The sequence below is a fragment of the Streptomyces smyrnaeus genome, assembly GCF_017676345.1.
Lineage (GTDB): Bacteria > Actinomycetota > Actinomycetes > Streptomycetales > Streptomycetaceae > Streptomyces > Streptomyces smyrnaeus.
On sequence record NZ_JAFFZM010000005.1, the window covers coordinates 215,883 to 230,409 of the forward strand.

Here is a 14,527-nt window from a genome sequence, read left to right on the forward strand (position 1 = left end):
GAGGCCGCCCCTTACCAGCACCTGACCGGAATCACATCGTGCGGAATGCCAGCACCACGTTGTGACCACCGAAACCGAAGGAGTTGTTCAGCGCGGCGATACGGCCCTCGCCCGGCAGCTCCCGTGCGGTGTCGCGCACGATGTCGCCGTCGGCCTCCGGGTCGAGGTTGTCGATGTTGATGGACGGCGGAGCCGTGCGGTGGTGCAGCGCCAGCAGCGTGGCCACCGTCTCGACACCACCGGCGCCACCCAGCAGATGGCCGGTCATCGACTTGGTCGCCGAGATGCCCATGTGCTCCACGTCGTCGCCGAACACCTTGCGCAGCGCCTTCAGCTCCGCCAGGTCACCCTGCGGGGTGGAGGTGGCGTGCGCGTTGATGTGCATGATCTCGGCCGGGTCCAGATCGGTCCGGGAGGCCAGATTCTGCAGCGCGTGCGCGATGCCGTTGCCCGAGGGCTCCGGCTGCACGATGTCGTGGCTGTCGGCGGAGATGCCCTGGCCCACCGCCTCGGCGTAGATCCGCGCCCCGCGCCGCCTGGCGTGCTCGGCGGACTCCAGCACGATCACCCCGGCGCCCTCGCCCAGCACGAACCCGTTGCGGTCCACGTCGAAGGGGCGGGAGGCGCCCTGCGGGTCCTCGTTGTTCTTGGACATCGCCATCATGTTGCCGAACGCGGCGATCGGCAGCGGGTGGATGGCCGCCTCGGTGCCACCGGCGACGACGATGTCGGCGCGGCCGGTGCGGATCATCTCGATCGCGTACCCCACCGCCTCGGAACCGGAGGCACAGGCGCTGACCGGGGTGTGCACCCCGGCCCTGGCGTTGACCTCGAGGCCGACGTTGGCCGAGGGGCCGTTCGGCATCAGCATCGGCACCGTGTGCGGCGAGACCCGGCGGACGCCCTTCTCGCGCAGCACGTCGTACTGGTCCAGCAGCGTGGTGACGCCGCCGATACCGGACGCCACGACGGCACCGAGCCGGTCCGGGTTGACGGAGGCGTCCTCACCGGCCCGGGCGCTGAAGCCCGCGTCGGCCCACGCCTCCCGGGCCGCGATCAGCGCGAACTGCGCCGAGCGGTCCAGTCGCCTGGCCTGGGGGCGGGGAATGATCTCCCCCGGCTCGACCGCGGCCCGCGCCGCGATGCGTACCGGCATGTCGGCGGCCCACTCCTCGTTGAGGAGTGCGGCGCCCGAGCGCCCGGCGACGAGCCCTTCCCAGGTCGATGCGCTGTCGCCACCCAGCGGTGTGGTTGCGCCGATACCGGTGACGACCACGGAGTCATTGGTCGCGTTCACTGGAATTCTCTCCACGGTAGGGGGTGACTCGTTTGAGCCACCCATACGCCGGGTGGCGACAAACGCGTCAACGGATGTCTCAGCTCTGGTGCTTGAGGATGTACTCGGTCGCGTCGCCGACGGTCTTGAGGTTCTTGACGTCGTCGTCCGGGATCTTGACGCCGAAGCGCTCCTCGGCGGCGACGACAACCTCGACCATGGACAGCGAGTCCACGTCCAGGTCGTCCGTGAAGGACTTCTCCAGCTGGACGTCCTCGGTCGGGATACCGGCGATCTCGTTCACGATCTCGGCGAGGCCCGAGACGATCTCTTCCTGAGTGGCGGCCATTGCGGCGCTCCTTCGTATAGCGGTGAGTCCGCAGCGCCCGACCCTGTCGTACGGGGCTGCTTGGATCTTGACTAGGGGAGGGTAACGACAGTGGCGGCGTAGACGAGACCCGCCCCGAAGCCGATGACGAGGGCGGTATCGCCGCTCTTCGCCTTCCCCGTCGCCAGCAGCCGCTCCATCGCCAGTGGGATGGAGGCAGCCGAGGTGTTGCCCGTGGTCTCCACATCACGGGCGACCGTGACGTGTTCGGGCAGTTTGAGGGTCTTCACCATCGAGTCGATGATCCGCATGTTCGCCTGGTGCGGGATGAAGACGTCCAGGTCTTCGGCCGTTATTCCGGCCGCGTCCAGGGCCTGCTGGGCGACCTTGGCCATCTCGAAGACCGCCCAGCGGAAGACCGTCTGGCCCTCCTGACGCAGTGCGGGGAACTTCACCGCCCCGTCCTCGGCCACCGGCAGCTGGGCGACGTCGCCCACCCGGAAGTCGTTCCAGGGGATGGTCTGCGAGATGACGTCCCGCTTGTCGCCCTCCGAACCCCAGATCGACGGTCCGATGCCGGGCTCGTCGGACGGCCCGACGATGACGGCACCGGCGCCGTCGCCGAACAGGAACGCCGTGGAGCGGTCGGTCAGATCCGTCAGGTCCGACAGCCGCTCGGCGCCGACCACCAGCACGTACTCTGCGCTGCCCTCGACGACCAGACCCTTGGCGAGGGTGAGGCCGTAGCCGAAGCCCGCGCAGCCCGCGTTGATGTCGAAGGCCGCCGCCTTGCCGGCGCCCATCCGGTCGGCGATCTCCGTGGCGACCGCGGGGGTCTGCTTGAAGTGCGAGACGGTCGAGATGATGACCGCGCCCACCTGGTCGGGGGTGATCCCGGCGCCGGCCACGGCCTTGCCCGCGGCCTCCAGGGTCATCTCGGCGACCGTCTCCTCCTCGTTCGCCCAGTGCCGGGTGGCGATGCCCGAACGGGAGCGGATCCACTCGTCGGAGGAGTCGATGTGCTTGAGGATCTCCTCGTTCGGTACGACGCGGGTCGGTCGGTATCCGCCGACGCCGAGAATGCGCGCATACGGCGAGCCCTGCGCGGGCTTGATCTTCGCGGTCATGCTTCTCGGGGCTCCTTGGAGGTCAGGCGGACGTGTGAGCGGCGACGAGGTCCCGTGCCGCGGCGAGGTCGTCGGGCGACTTCAGCGCCAGCGTCCGTACGTCCGGCAGGGCGCGCTTGGCCAGGCCGGTCAGGGTGCCGCCGGGGCACAGCTCGATCAGCGCCGTGGCGCCCAGCTGCTGGAAGGTCTCCATGCACAGATCCCAGCGCACCGGAGCCGAGATCTGGTTCACCAGGCGGCGGACGACCTCCGGGCCCGATTCCACGACCTGGCCGTCGAAGTTGGAGACGTACCGGGTGAGCGGGGCGCCGGGCGCGACGCCCTCGACGGCCGCCTCCATGGCGGGCAGCGCGCTCGCCATGTGCTCGGTGTGGAAGGCACCGGCAACCTTCAGCGGCACCACCCGGGCCTTCTCGGGGCGGTCCTCCGACAGCCCGGCGAGCTGTTCGGCGGTACCGGCGGCCACGATCTGGCCCGCGCCGTTCATGTTCGCGGGGGTCAGGCCGAGCTTGTCCAGATGGCCGGTGACGACCTCCGGGTCGCCGCCCAGCACGGCGGACATCCCCGTCTCGGTCACGGCGGCGGCCTCGGCCATCGCCGTGCCCCGGGCACGGACGATGCGCAGCGCCTCCAGCGGGGTGAGCACACCGGTCAGCGCCGCGGCGGCCAGCTCGCCCACGCTGTGGCCGGCGAACGCGCCGACGGCGGCGGCCCGGCCGGGCGCGTCCTGCGTGGGCTCGCCCTCCAGCAGTTCGTAGGCGGACAGCAGGCTGGTGGCCACCAGCAGCGGCTGGGCCACGGCCGTGTCACGGATCGCGTCGGCGTCCGCCTCGGTGCCGTAGTGCACCAGGTCCAGATCGATGGCGGCCGACCACTGGGCGAGCCGGTCGGCGACTCCGGGGAGTTCGAGCCAGGGGGTCAGCAGGCCAGGCTTCTGGGCGCCTTGGCCGGGAGCGACGAGTACGAGCACTCTTTCACTCTCTCCTGTGTGCCGGGGTCTCGGCCGGTGGGGACCGAGACGAAGAACAGTGAGGGGAATTGTGGACCCTCGACAAAAGACGCCCGTCAGCTTACGGCTGACCCGAGAAGTCGGCGAGACGCCCCAGGATCAGCGCGATACGCAGCGTAAAAGCGGAACGCACATCCGAAGGCGACCAACCGGTGACGTCCGTCACACGTCGCAGCCGGTAGCGGACGGTGTTGGGGTGCACGAACAGCATCCGCGCGGCACCCTCCAGGCTACTCGCCTGTTCCAGATAGACGCTGAGGGTCTCCAGCAGCGCCGACCCGGCCTCCTCCAGCGGTCTGTAGATCTCCTCCACCAACAGCTCCCGCGCGGCCGGGTCGCCCGCCATCGCACGCTCGGGGAGCAGATCGTCGGCCAGCACCGGGCGAGGGGCGTCCGGCCAGGCTGCGCACGCCTTCAGCCCCGCCATCGCGGCCTGTGCCGAGCGAGTGGCCGCCAGCAGATCGCCCACCACAGGACCGGCCACCACCGGTCCCGCCGCGAACGGGCCGATCAGCGACTTGGCCGCCTTCAGCGGATCGTTGGAACCGCCCGCGATGACCACCAGCCGACTGCCGAGCACCCCGGTGAGCACCTGCAGTTTGGCGTGCCGGGAGGCGCGGCGGATCGCCTCCACCGTCAGCTCGTTGTCACCGTCCGGGGCGGTGCCCAGCACGACGGCCACATGCTCGGGGGAGTTCCAGCCCAGCGCGGCGGCACGGGAGACGGCACCCTCGTCCGCCTCACCGGAGAGCACCGCGTTGACCACCAGCGACTCCAGCCGGGCGTCCCACGCGCCACGCGCCTCGGCGGCCTGCGCGTACACCTGCGCGGTGGCGAAGGCGATCTCCCGCGCGTACACCAGCAGCGCCTCCCGCAGCACCGCCTCGTCGCCGGGCGCCGCCACCTCGTCGATGGCCGCCTCGACGACCTCGATCGTCGTCCGCACCATCTCCACGGTCTGCCGCAGCGTGATCGCCCGTGTCAGCTCGCGCGGCGCGGTGCCGAACACGTCCGTGCTGATCGCCTGCGGCGTCTCCGGATGCCGGAACCACTCGGTGAAGGCCGCGATGCCCGCCTGGGCGACCAGGCCGATCCAGGAACGGTTCTCCGGCGGCATCGCGCGGTACCAGGGCAGCTGCTCGTCCATGCGCGCGATGGCGGCGGCGGCGAGTTTGCCGGAGGACTGCTCCAGACGGCGCAGGGTGGCCAGGTGTGGATGCTGGGGTGGTGGATCTGTGGCTTCGGGCACGGGACAAGCCTGCCTTACCGGATGCCCTCTTCGGGCGCGGGGGCTGACGGGCCCCGTACGGGGGACCCGGGCCGGGCCGCCGGCGGCGCACCCGGCCGGGGCTACCGTGGAGCGCATGGCACAGGTGGTGTGGCGGGCCGAGGACCGGTACCGGGGCGGCGACCAGCAGGCCGGGATCGACACCCGGCACGCCTTCTCGTTCTCCGGCTTCTACGACCCCGACAACGTCGGTTTCGGACTGCTGGTGGCCTGCAACGAGGAGCGCCTCGCGCCGGGCGCCGGATTCGAGGAGCACCCGCACCGCGATGTGGAGATCGTCACCTGGGTCGTCGAAGGCGAACTGGAGCACCGCGACTCGGCCGGGCACGCCACCGTCGTACGCCCCGGGGACGTGCAGCGGCTCGGCGCGGGCAGCGGCGTACGGCACACCGAGCGCAACGCGGGGGACGCCCCGCTGCGCTTCGTCCAGATGTGGCTGGTGCCGGGCACGTTCGGCACGGAGCCCGAGTACGAGATCGTCCGCGGTATCGCGGACAACACCCCCTTCGCACTGCCGCGCACGGAAGCCGTGCTGCACGTGCGGCGACTGGCCGACGGCGCACGTACAGCGGTGCCGGACGCCGCTTTCGTCTACCTCCATGTGGCGCGCGGCAGGGCACTGCTGGACGGTACGACGCTGCACCAGGGCGACGCAGCGCGGCTGACCGACGAGCGGGGCGGCCGGGAGCTGCGTGCCGAGGGCGGTGCCGAAGTGCTGCTGTGGGAGATGCACGCGGAGCCCGTCTACGGCTGAGCCCCGCCGGGCGGTCACTGGCGCAGTTCGGCCAGGACCGCGTCGGTGAACGGCGTCCACGCCTCCACGGCCCACGGGCCGAAAGCGCGATCGGTGAGCGCCACACAGGCGGCGCCCGCCTGCGGGTCGACCCACAGGAACGTCCCCGACTGGCCGAAGTGCCCGAAGGTGCCGGACGAGGAGGTCTCCCCCGTCCAGTGCGGGGACTTGCCGCCGCGGATCTCGAAGCCCAGGCCCCAGTCGTTCGGCTTCTGGTGGCCGTATCCGGGCAGCACCCCGCTGACCCCCGGGAAGACCACCGAGGTCGCCTCCCGCACCGTCGAGGGGTCCAGCAGCGCGGGGGACTGGAGCTCGGCGGCGAACCGGATCAGGTCCGCCGCCGTCGAGACGGCGTCCTTGGCGGCCGAGCCCTCCAGCTCGGTGGCGGCCATGCCCAGCGGATCGAGCACCCCTTCGCGCAGGTACTGCGGAAAGGGCATCTCGGTCGCCTTGGCGAGATGGTCGGCCAAGACCTCGAAGCCCGCGTTCGAGTAGATCCTGCGGGTACCGGGCTCGGCCATCGAACGGTGCTCGTCGAAGGCGAGTCCGGAGGTGTGCGCCAGCAGATGCCGCACCGTTGACCCCTCGGGGCCGGCCGGCTCGTCCAGCTCCACGGCGCCTTCCTCCAGCGCCATCAGCGCCGCGTAGGCGGTCAGCAGCTTGGTGACGGAGGCCAGCGCGAAGCGCTGCGCGGCCGGACCGTGCGTCCCGGCCACCGTGCCGTCGGCACGTACGACGGCCGCCGCCGCTGTGGGCACCGGCCAGGTCTCGATCATCCGCAGGCTGTCCATGGAACGAGCCTAACGGTCACGATTTGCCGCTGATTTTGCCCTTGCTTTGAGCGCACTCCAACTCCGTAGCGTTCACTTGTGACCGTGACGCAGACCGAGAGACCACGCACCTCGGAGCCCGAACTGCCGGCGCAGTGCGCCGCCGGCAGTGACGCCCTCCGCAGGCCGGACGGCCAGGACAGGTACACCATCAGCGAGGTGGCCGCGTTCAGCGGCCTGAGCGCGCACACCCTGCGCTGGTACGAGCGGATCGGCCTCATGCCGCATGTCGACCGATCCCACACCGGACAGCGGCGCTTCTCCAATCGCGACCTGGACTGGCTGGAGTTCGTCGGCAAACTGCGGCTGACCGGCATGCCCGTCGCGGACATGGTGCGCTACGCCGAGATGGTGCGCCAGGGCGAGACGACGGTCGCGGAACGCCAGGCGCTGCTGGAGACCACCCGCAAGGACGTGCTCGCACGGATCGCGGAATTGCACGACACCCTCGCCGTGCTCGACTACAAGATCGACCACTACTCACGGAAGACCGGAGAACTGCCGGCGACCCGCGCCGTCACGCCCCCCGCCGCCCGGGATGCCGCAGCTCACACCACCGCGAACGCGTAGAGCGCGAACGCGGCGGCCAGCGCACCGGCCACCGCCCGCGCACCCCGCCCGGCCCCGCGCCACGGCGTCTCGAACCGGCGGGTGACACTGCCGATCGCCACCAGCGACACGGCGAACACGGGCAGCCACGCCAGCCGGGCGAGCACCCAGCCCAGCGAGTCGGGGGCCGTCGTCAGACCGGGCACCGTACCCAGTGCAGCGCCGGGCACGGCCGCGGCCAGCATCGCCGTCTGGTGCCAGCAAAGAATCGTCATCGCCGACAGATTGATCGCCACCACAGGTGCCCACAGCGCCGGGCGGCGCAGCGCGTGACCGATCCGCTCGCGCAACAGGACGGCGGCACCGCACTGCACGGACGCGAGCGCCAGCACGAGCAGTGACGGGGGATGCGAGTTGGTACGCGACTGCCCGGGAACACCCACCATGGACGCCGGATAGTCGAAGACGACCAGCAGCACGGCGAACAGCACCCCGCCACCCGCGCACAGCACGGCAGCAGCCTTGCGGCGCAGCCTGCCCGCGCCCCAGCAGACACCGAGTTGATAGCCGAACAGCCAGCCCGGCAGCAGATTGACCAGCCCTGTCCAGGAAGGCACCTGCTGCGCGAACGGCCCGTATCGCAGAAGGTCCACCACCGCGACCACTGTCAGCAGTGGAACAGCACTCCACGCTCCCCACCGCCTCGCCACACGCACGCAGTACGGCGTCAGCGCGGTGACGCCCGCGTAGACGGCGACGAACCACAGTGGCTGCACCACCAGCACGGCCCCGGTCCGCAGCGTCGTCTCGGGCACGCCACACAGCGCCAGCACCGGCAGCAGCGCTGCCCACACGGCGGTGACGCCCAGCACGGGACGGCCCAGTCGCACCAGCCGGCCGCGCAGCCAGTGCCCGGCCGGCTGCCCGCGTGCGGTCGCGCGCTGCAGCGACAGCACCGAGGCGCAGCCGCCCACCAGGAAGAAGATGCCCAGCAGCTGCAGCATCCAGCTCAGTGGCGCGAAGAAACCCAGTGTGGCGAGCGGGCTCGCGTTGTGCAGGGCGCCCTGCGGTCCGCGGGTGAACCCGCCCAGCATCCAGTGCCCCAGCGGAACGGCGAGCAGCGCCAGCGCACGCAGCCCGTCCACGGCCCGGTCGCGGTGCGGGGGAGTGCGCTCCTCGACGGCCCGGACGGCGGCCCGCACCTTGTACCGCAGGGAGCGGCGGCCCGGAGCGGTGGGGCGGCGGAGCCTGGTCGCCCCGGGCAGCCGCGTACCGGTGGTCTGTTGCGTACCGGTGGTCTGGTGCGTGCGGGGGTGCATCGGCTGCGTCTCAGTGGGCATGGGCGCACTCCTGGGAGGTGGGAGCGCACTCCACCGAGCCGTAGGCGCGCAGCGCGATGGAGGCGAAGTTGTCGAGCGAGTCGGTGCCCGGCTCCAGATAGCCGCTGTGTCCGTCGGCCTCGTTCGCGGTGACGACGCGGGCACCGAACCGGGCGCTCGTCGGGTCGGCGCCGTGGCCCAGCCCCAGCACCTCGACGTTGGGTACGCGGCCGATCCAGTCCGCGGCGGCGCGCGCCGCCCACACCGGCACCCGGGTGTGCAGTGCGGCCACCGAGCCGGTGCGCATCCCGGGGGAGCCGAAGACGATCAGGTCGGCGGCTTCGGACCTGTCGAGCCGGGATGCCGCCCGGCCGCACACGACCGAGCCGTAGCTGTGGCACAGCACGGCGGGAGCGGGCACCCCGGTCTGCGCCAGCCCGTCCAGGAAGCGCACCAGCCGCGGTGCGCCCGCCTTGGCGAGCCGTCCGGTGGCGGCGTCCGGGCCGAGGCCCACAGGTGTGGTGTAGCCGACCCAGGCGACGACCGCGACGCGGGCGTGCGGCGCCCGTTCGCTCATCCGCCGGAGCAGCGCGGTGGCCATTCCGGCGGGCTTCCCGTACCGGTTCTCGCCGCCGCCGTCATAGCCGGCCAGGTCGATGTCGGAACCGGGGACGACGACAGCGGTGCGGGTGGTGTGCGCCAGGTCCCCGTAGACCTCGGCCACCTGTCCTCGGCCGCGCGGATCGAAGGCGAGGATCTGCCGCCCGGGAGCGAGCAGTTCGGCGTACCGTTCGGCCTTCCTGCCGGCCTCCCGGTGGTCCTCCGGCGTCAGACCGGCATCCCGCGCCCGCGCCAACTGCACCCGCCGCTCCTCCTTGAGCGCCACCCGGTTCGCCTGGTATCGGACTTCCAGGGGGGCGCCGTCCAGATTCCCCACCGTCAGCGCATGGCGCCGCACCAGCCCCTGCCGCTCGCTCTCGTCCAAGCCCGCGAAGAACGCGGCGACCCGTTCGGGGCTCGCGGTTGCGGGGTCCGGCAGCGTGCGCCCCAGCGCATGGTCGGCGCGCCAGGCGGCGGCGCCCGGCGGGGGGCCGGTGACCGGGGTCTGCTCCGTCGCACTGGTGACGCCCGCTGTCGCGGCGAAGACGGCCGCCATGAGCGGGGCAGCGAGCAGTGCGCGCTTGCGGCGGCGCTTCATACGTGGTGTCCCTCCTCCCGCCGCCCGCCCGGAGTCTCCGGCGGCGGCAGAGGGAGAGTGCGATCCCGGCCGTACGCGGGGCGTCACACCGCGGAGCCAATCGCCGGGTGCTACCGGGGTAGGGGGTGGAGGAGAGCAGGGAGGTCAGGCAGCGCGCGGACAGCGCGTCGGCCTGGTCACTGATCGGCGGGGCCGCGTCTACTGGTCGCCTGGTGCGACGAGCCCCGACTCGTAGGCGAAGATGACGGCCTGGGCGCGGTCACGCAGGCCCAGCTTGGCGAAGATGCGGCTCACATGGGTCTTCACCGTTTGTTCGGCCAGCACGAGGGATGCGGCGATCTCGGTGTTGGACTGCCCGCGCGCCACGAGCTCCAGCACCTCGGTCTCCCGCTCGGTCAGTGCCTTGAGCCGCAGCTCGGGTGCCGAGGTACGCCCCTTGCGCGGGGCGGTTCCGGACCGCTGCCGGGCGAACTCCGCGATCAGCCGCCGGGTCACCGACGGCGCCAGCAGCGCCTCGCCCTCGGCCACCACTCGTACCGCGGCGATCAGGTCGGCCGGTGGCGCGTCCTTGAGCAGGAAACCGCTGGCGCCCAGCCGCAGCGCTTCGTACACGTAGTCGTCCACGTCGAACGTGGTCAGCATCAGCACCTTGGGCTGGTGGGTGACGCCGGGTGGCGGGTCGAGGAGCTGCTGCGCCGCCTCCAGGCCGTTCAGCCGGGGCATCCGCACGTCCATCAGGACGACGTCCGGGTGGGCGCGGCGGCACAGCTCGACTCCCGCCACGCCGTCGGGTGCCTCGCCGACCACATCGATGTCGCTCTGGGCGGCCAGCAGGGCGGCGAACCCCGCGCGGACCATGGCCTGGTCGTCGACGATGACCACACGGGTCACCCGGTCCGTGGGGGAAGCGCCGGGGGCGCCAATGCCGTTCATCCGGTCGCGGAGCCCTTCGTGTCCTGCCGGCTCTTCGAGTCCTGCCGGTCCTTCGTGTCCTGCCGGTCCTTCGGGTTCTGCCCGCCGCCCTTCGCCTCGCCGGCGTCCGCGGCCTGCTCGTTCCCGGCGTTCCCGGTGTTCTCGCCGTCCGCTCCGTCCGCTCCGTCCGCGCCGTCCGTTCCGTTCCCGGCGTCCTCGGCGGTCTCCTGCGGCTCTTCCAGGGCCGTGACGGGCGGGTGCAACGGGAGCCGGGCGGCGACGCGGAAGCCCCCGTCGGGCAGTGGGCCGACCTCCAGGCTGCCGCCGACCAGCCGTACGCGTTCCCGCATCCCCACCAGCCCGTGTCCGGTACCGGCTGTCTCCAGCGGCGCGGCCTCCGGCTCGGGAGAGGGCCCGTTGACGACCAGGACGGACAGCTGGTCCTCCGGTGCCGTCACCGAGATCCGGGTCCGCGCACCGGGTGCGTGCCTGACGACGTTGGCGAGCGCCTCCTGCACGATCCGGTACGCCGACAGGGCCACGGCCGGCGCCGGCCCGGAGCCCCCGACCGCTGTGCCGTTCTCACCCTCGTCCCCGGGGAGGGAGACGCTCAGCTCGGTGGGTACGCCGGCCCGTACGGTCGCCTCCACCAGCTGCTCCAGTCTCTCCAGGCCGGGCTGGGGGTCGCGCTCCCCGCGGCTGTGCTCGCTCCGGAGAACGCCCAGCAGGCGGCGCATCTCGGTCAGCGACTCGCGGGCCGTGGCGGCGATGGAGCCGAACTCCTCGCGGGCTTCCGGGGTCATCTCGGCGATCCGGTAGGGGGCGCTGTCGGCCTGGACAGTGATGACCGACATGTGGTGCGCGACGACATCGTGCAGTTCCCGCGCGATACGGGCACGCTCCTCCAGCAGGGTGCGCTGGGCGCGTTCCGCCTCGCTGATGGTCTCCTGCTCGGCCAGCCGCCGCTGCGCCTCCGCGCGCTCCCGCAGCGTGGCGCCGAGCAGCAGCACGGCACCGCTGAGCACGATCAGCAGGACATTGGTGCCCTCGCTGCGCTCAGGAGCGACGAACCCCAGCGTGATGGACGCGGTCACCGTGGCGAGCCAGACGGCCAGCAGGGTGCGGCGGCTCTCGCGCAGTGCCAGCGCCAGGCACAGCACCAGATAGCCCACGATCACCGTCGGCGGCCACGGCCAGGGGCGGCCCGCGGTCCCGTCCGCCGCCAGCAGGGTGAGGGCGCCCACCAGGTCGGCGGTGAAGACGATCCACCAGGCGGGCAGCGGCCTGGTGACGGCCAGCAGCAGCGGTGCCGTCTGTGCGACACCGAGCGCACCGGCCAGACCGCCCGGCATCTTGTAGTCGTTCGTGAGCAACTGGACGGTGGACGGGAGGAGGGCGACGGTGAAGGCGAAGGCCAGCACGTAGGGCAGCCGTCGCACCAGTCGGGACGAGGCGTGTCCGAGCAGCGGCTCGTGGGAGGCGGCGGGCGTGGCCAGTGCGGTCCCCAGCGAGCGCACCCCGTCCCGCAGGTCGGGGACCACAGAGCGTAGGGTCACAGTTCCGCCAGCAGCTCGGCCTTCTTGGCGGTGAACTCCTCGTCGGTCAGCAGCCCGGCGTCGTGCAGTTCGCCCAGGTGACGGATGCGTTCGGCCACGTCGGCCGGGTCCGAGCGGTGCGGCTGCGGTGTCGCCGGGGCCGTACGGACGCTCTCCAGCTCCCGCACCGGGTCTGCCGCGCGTACCGCCTCCAGGACCGAGGCGGCGAAGGGCAGCGATTCGTAGACGGGGCCGTAGCCGAGACCGAACACCACGGAGGCCGGGTCCTGGTCGGCCTCCGCGAGCATCTCGGCCCCGCGGGGGCGCAGCCGCAGGTGGCCGCTGAGGCCCTCCGGGGAGCGCCATTCGACGTCTTCGAGCTCGCCCACGGGGAAGAACTGGTCGCCGGCTTTCCATTTGGCGGTGGAGGCGCCGGTCCAGAACCAGCGGAAGGCGACGACCTTGCCGTCGAAGGATGCCTTGCCGTCGTACGCCTTGAAGCTCTGCGGCGCCGCCGGTGCGGCGACCAGATGGTGCTCGGCGGGTTTGGCCGCCTCCTCGGGCAGCGCGGCCCGCAGCTCGGTCGCGTAGTAGTCCGCCAGTGTCTCGCGCTCCGCGGGCAGCACCAGGCGGTAGGGGTCGCTGCTTGCCTTGAGCTGTCCGGCGGCCGCTTCCAGCAGCGGGTCGGCACCCTCGCGGGGCACGGCACGCAGCACCACGGTGCCGCGTTTGCCGCCCGGGGCCAGCTCGACGGCGCTCAGCGCCTCGTACGGAATACGCCGTTCCCCGAGCACCTGGAAGAGCTTCGGTGTGCGGATCCCCCGTTCGAAGCGGATGAGCACGGAGTCCGATTCGAACTCCCAGGTGGAGTGAATTCCAGCCAGTACGTCACCCATGTGGGCCATCGTATGCGGCAGCCGCCTGTCCGTCCCCCCTCCGCCGCCCTCCGTGACGCTACGCGCGCTGATTCGGCGGGTACGGCGCCCCGGGAGCGCTCCGGCGCCCTGGCGTGATGTCAGGAAACGCCAGGAACGAAGGAGCAGTGCGGGTCGGAGGAGTCGCACGTGATGTCCTCGTAGGAGCCGGTGCCGATCGCGGCGAAGTTGTCGAGGCTGCGGGTGTGCGGCACGAAGTAGCCGGTGTGGCCGACGGCGCCCCGGGCCGACAGATGCCGGGCGCCGAAGGCGTCCGCGACGGGGTCGGCACCGTGTCCGAGCCCCCCTACGTCCATATGGGGCACATCGGCGATCCAGTCGTCACGGTCCCGCATCGCCCAGACGCGGGCGCGGGTGTCGAGCTGTGCCACGTTGTCGGCGCGCATCCCGGGACTGCCGGCGACGGCGATGTCGGTGACGCTGCCGGGCAGCTCGGGTGCCGCCACCCCGCACACCACCGAGCCGTAGCTGTGGCAGAACAGCGCCACCTTGGGGGAGGCGGCGGCCGCGGTGGAGGGCAGTGTCCGCAGGAGTCTGTTGAGCCGTACCGCGCCGTCCTGGGCCGGTCCGCCGGATGCCGCGTCCACCCCGAGGCCCGCGGGTGCGGTGTAGTCGGCCCAGGCGATGGTGGCCGTACGCACGCCCGGGCGCGCGCTGTGCTGCTGCCGCTGCAGCGACTCGGCCATGCCGACGGGGGCGGAGTACTGCCGTGCCGACCTCTCGAAGGTCAGCAGTTCGGTGTCGACACCGGGGACGACCACCGAGACCCGCTGTGCGTCCCGCAGGTCGCCGAAGACCTCGGCTGCCCGGCCCCGCCCTGTCGGGTCGAAGGCGAGGATCTGCCGCCCGGGGCGCAGCATCGACTCGAAGCGGTGCATCCGCTGCCCCGCCTGGTTGCGGCCCTCCTCCGTCAGCCGCTGGTCACGCATCCGTTTGCGCTCGGTGTCGCGGGCCTTGAGCAGCGCCGCGTGGTTGGCCCGGTAGCGCAGCTTCAGGGGGGCGCCGCCGAGGTTGCCCACGACCAGCGGATAGCGCGTGGCCAGGGTGCGCTGCTGCGCTGCGCTCAGCGTGGCGAAGTAGCGGGCGATGCGATTGGGTGAGGCGTCCGGGTCGGGCAGTGGGCGGCCGGCGAAGGAGCCCTTCTCCCAGGCGTGCAGTGCCGCTGCGCGGGGCCCGTCGGCGGCCTGGTGCTTGCGGACCGCGGTCCAGCCGGTGGTCGCCAGCAGGACGAAGACCACGGCCAGGGCGAGCAGCGCACGCCAGGCCGTGCTGCCCGGGGCGCCCGACGGGGGGACGCCTGTTCCGGACAGCGGGTTGCCTAGTGCGGAGAAGTAAGTCACTGGAGCGACACCTTAGGAGATGCCGCCCGGCGGTCCCGCATTCATGAGTGCCCCGTGAGTCATCTCACGTTTCGTACTCCGCGGTCGG

At 72.0% G+C, this 14,527-nt stretch carries 14 protein-coding genes; 2 read left to right on the top strand and 12 right to left on the bottom strand.

Going from position 1 to position 14,527, the window contains the following annotated elements; genetic code table 11:
• Positions 1–31: 31 nt before the first annotated feature.
• From JW613_RS10680 to JW613_RS10700, 5 genes are all read right to left on the bottom strand, one after another.
• The gene (locus tag JW613_RS10680; RefSeq protein ID WP_209210516.1) at positions 32–1,297 is read right to left on the bottom strand and encodes a beta-ketoacyl-[acyl-carrier-protein] synthase family protein; all 1,266 of its coding nucleotides are present in this window, start codon (positions 1,295–1,297) and stop codon (positions 32–34) included.
• 79 nt (positions 1,298–1,376) lie between these two features.
• Complete coding sequence (locus tag JW613_RS10685) at positions 1,377–1,625, bottom strand: acyl carrier protein (protein ID WP_099880496.1); 249 nt, start codon at positions 1,623–1,625, stop codon at positions 1,377–1,379.
• Positions 1,626–1,696: 71 nt separating this feature from the next.
• Positions 1,697–2,731 (bottom strand): ketoacyl-ACP synthase III, encoded by a 1,035-nt coding sequence (locus tag JW613_RS10690; RefSeq protein ID WP_209210518.1) that lies wholly within the window; start codon positions 2,729–2,731, stop codon positions 1,697–1,699.
• Between the two features lie 22 nt (positions 2,732–2,753).
• On the bottom strand, positions 2,754–3,701 hold the full coding sequence (locus JW613_RS10695) for an ACP S-malonyltransferase (protein WP_209210519.1): 948 nt from the start codon (positions 3,699–3,701) through the stop codon (positions 2,754–2,756).
• 100 nt (positions 3,702–3,801) lie between these two features.
• Positions 3,802–4,989, bottom strand: a complete 1,188-nt coding sequence (locus JW613_RS10700) for a PucR family transcriptional regulator (RefSeq protein ID WP_099880489.1) — start codon at positions 4,987–4,989, stop codon at positions 3,802–3,804.
• Between the two features lie 115 nt (positions 4,990–5,104).
• Between JW613_RS10700 and JW613_RS10705 the strand changes: the two genes are divergently transcribed.
• Positions 5,105–5,782: a pirin family protein gene (locus tag JW613_RS10705; RefSeq protein WP_209210521.1), complete on the top strand. Its 678-nt coding sequence runs from the start codon at positions 5,105–5,107 to the stop codon at positions 5,780–5,782.
• 14 nt (positions 5,783–5,796) lie between these two features.
• Here JW613_RS10705 and JW613_RS10710 read toward each other — a convergent pair whose 3' ends face one another.
• Positions 5,797–6,612 carry a serine hydrolase domain-containing protein gene (locus tag JW613_RS10710; RefSeq protein WP_209210523.1) on the bottom strand — a complete coding sequence of 272 codons (816 nt, stop codon included), beginning with the start codon at positions 6,610–6,612 and terminating at the stop codon, positions 5,797–5,799.
• A gap of 78 nt (positions 6,613–6,690) precedes the next feature.
• Here JW613_RS10710 and JW613_RS10715 point away from each other — a divergent pair, with 78 nt between their 5' ends.
• Positions 6,691–7,221 carry a MerR family transcriptional regulator gene (locus JW613_RS10715; protein WP_099880482.1) on the top strand — a complete coding sequence of 177 codons (531 nt, stop codon included), beginning with the start codon at positions 6,691–6,693 and terminating at the stop codon, positions 7,219–7,221.
• On the opposite strand, the gene JW613_RS10720 is transcribed toward JW613_RS10715, so the two are convergent.
• The 6 genes from JW613_RS10720 to JW613_RS10745 form a co-directional block, all read right to left on the bottom strand.
• Positions 7,200–8,540: an acyltransferase family protein gene (locus tag JW613_RS10720; RefSeq protein ID WP_245225320.1), complete on the bottom strand. Its 1,341-nt coding sequence runs from the start codon at positions 8,538–8,540 to the stop codon at positions 7,200–7,202. The two genes, JW613_RS10715 and JW613_RS10720, sit on opposite strands and share 22 nt — an antisense overlap.
• Positions 8,530–9,717 carry an alpha/beta hydrolase gene (locus JW613_RS10725; RefSeq protein WP_209210525.1) on the bottom strand — a complete coding sequence of 396 codons (1,188 nt, stop codon included), beginning with the start codon at positions 9,715–9,717 and terminating at the stop codon, positions 8,530–8,532. The genes JW613_RS10720 and JW613_RS10725 overlap by 11 nt, the downstream gene beginning before the upstream one ends.
• A gap of 198 nt (positions 9,718–9,915) precedes the next feature.
• Entirely contained in the window at positions 9,916–10,650 is a 735-nt protein-coding gene (locus JW613_RS10730; RefSeq protein ID WP_209210527.1) for a response regulator, read from the bottom strand.
• The gene (locus JW613_RS10735) at positions 10,647–12,170 is read right to left on the bottom strand and encodes a sensor histidine kinase (RefSeq protein WP_307865857.1); all 1,524 of its coding nucleotides are present in this window, start codon (positions 12,168–12,170) and stop codon (positions 10,647–10,649) included. The genes JW613_RS10730 and JW613_RS10735 overlap by 4 nt, the downstream gene beginning before the upstream one ends.
• 11 nt (positions 12,171–12,181) lie before the next feature.
• Positions 12,182–13,060 (bottom strand): DUF4429 domain-containing protein, encoded by an 879-nt coding sequence (locus JW613_RS10740; protein ID WP_209210529.1) that lies wholly within the window; start codon positions 13,058–13,060, stop codon positions 12,182–12,184.
• A gap of 119 nt (positions 13,061–13,179) precedes the next feature.
• Positions 13,180–14,439 (bottom strand): alpha/beta hydrolase, encoded by a 1,260-nt coding sequence (locus JW613_RS10745; protein ID WP_209210531.1) that lies wholly within the window; start codon positions 14,437–14,439, stop codon positions 13,180–13,182.
• Positions 14,440–14,527: the final 88 nt, after the last annotated feature.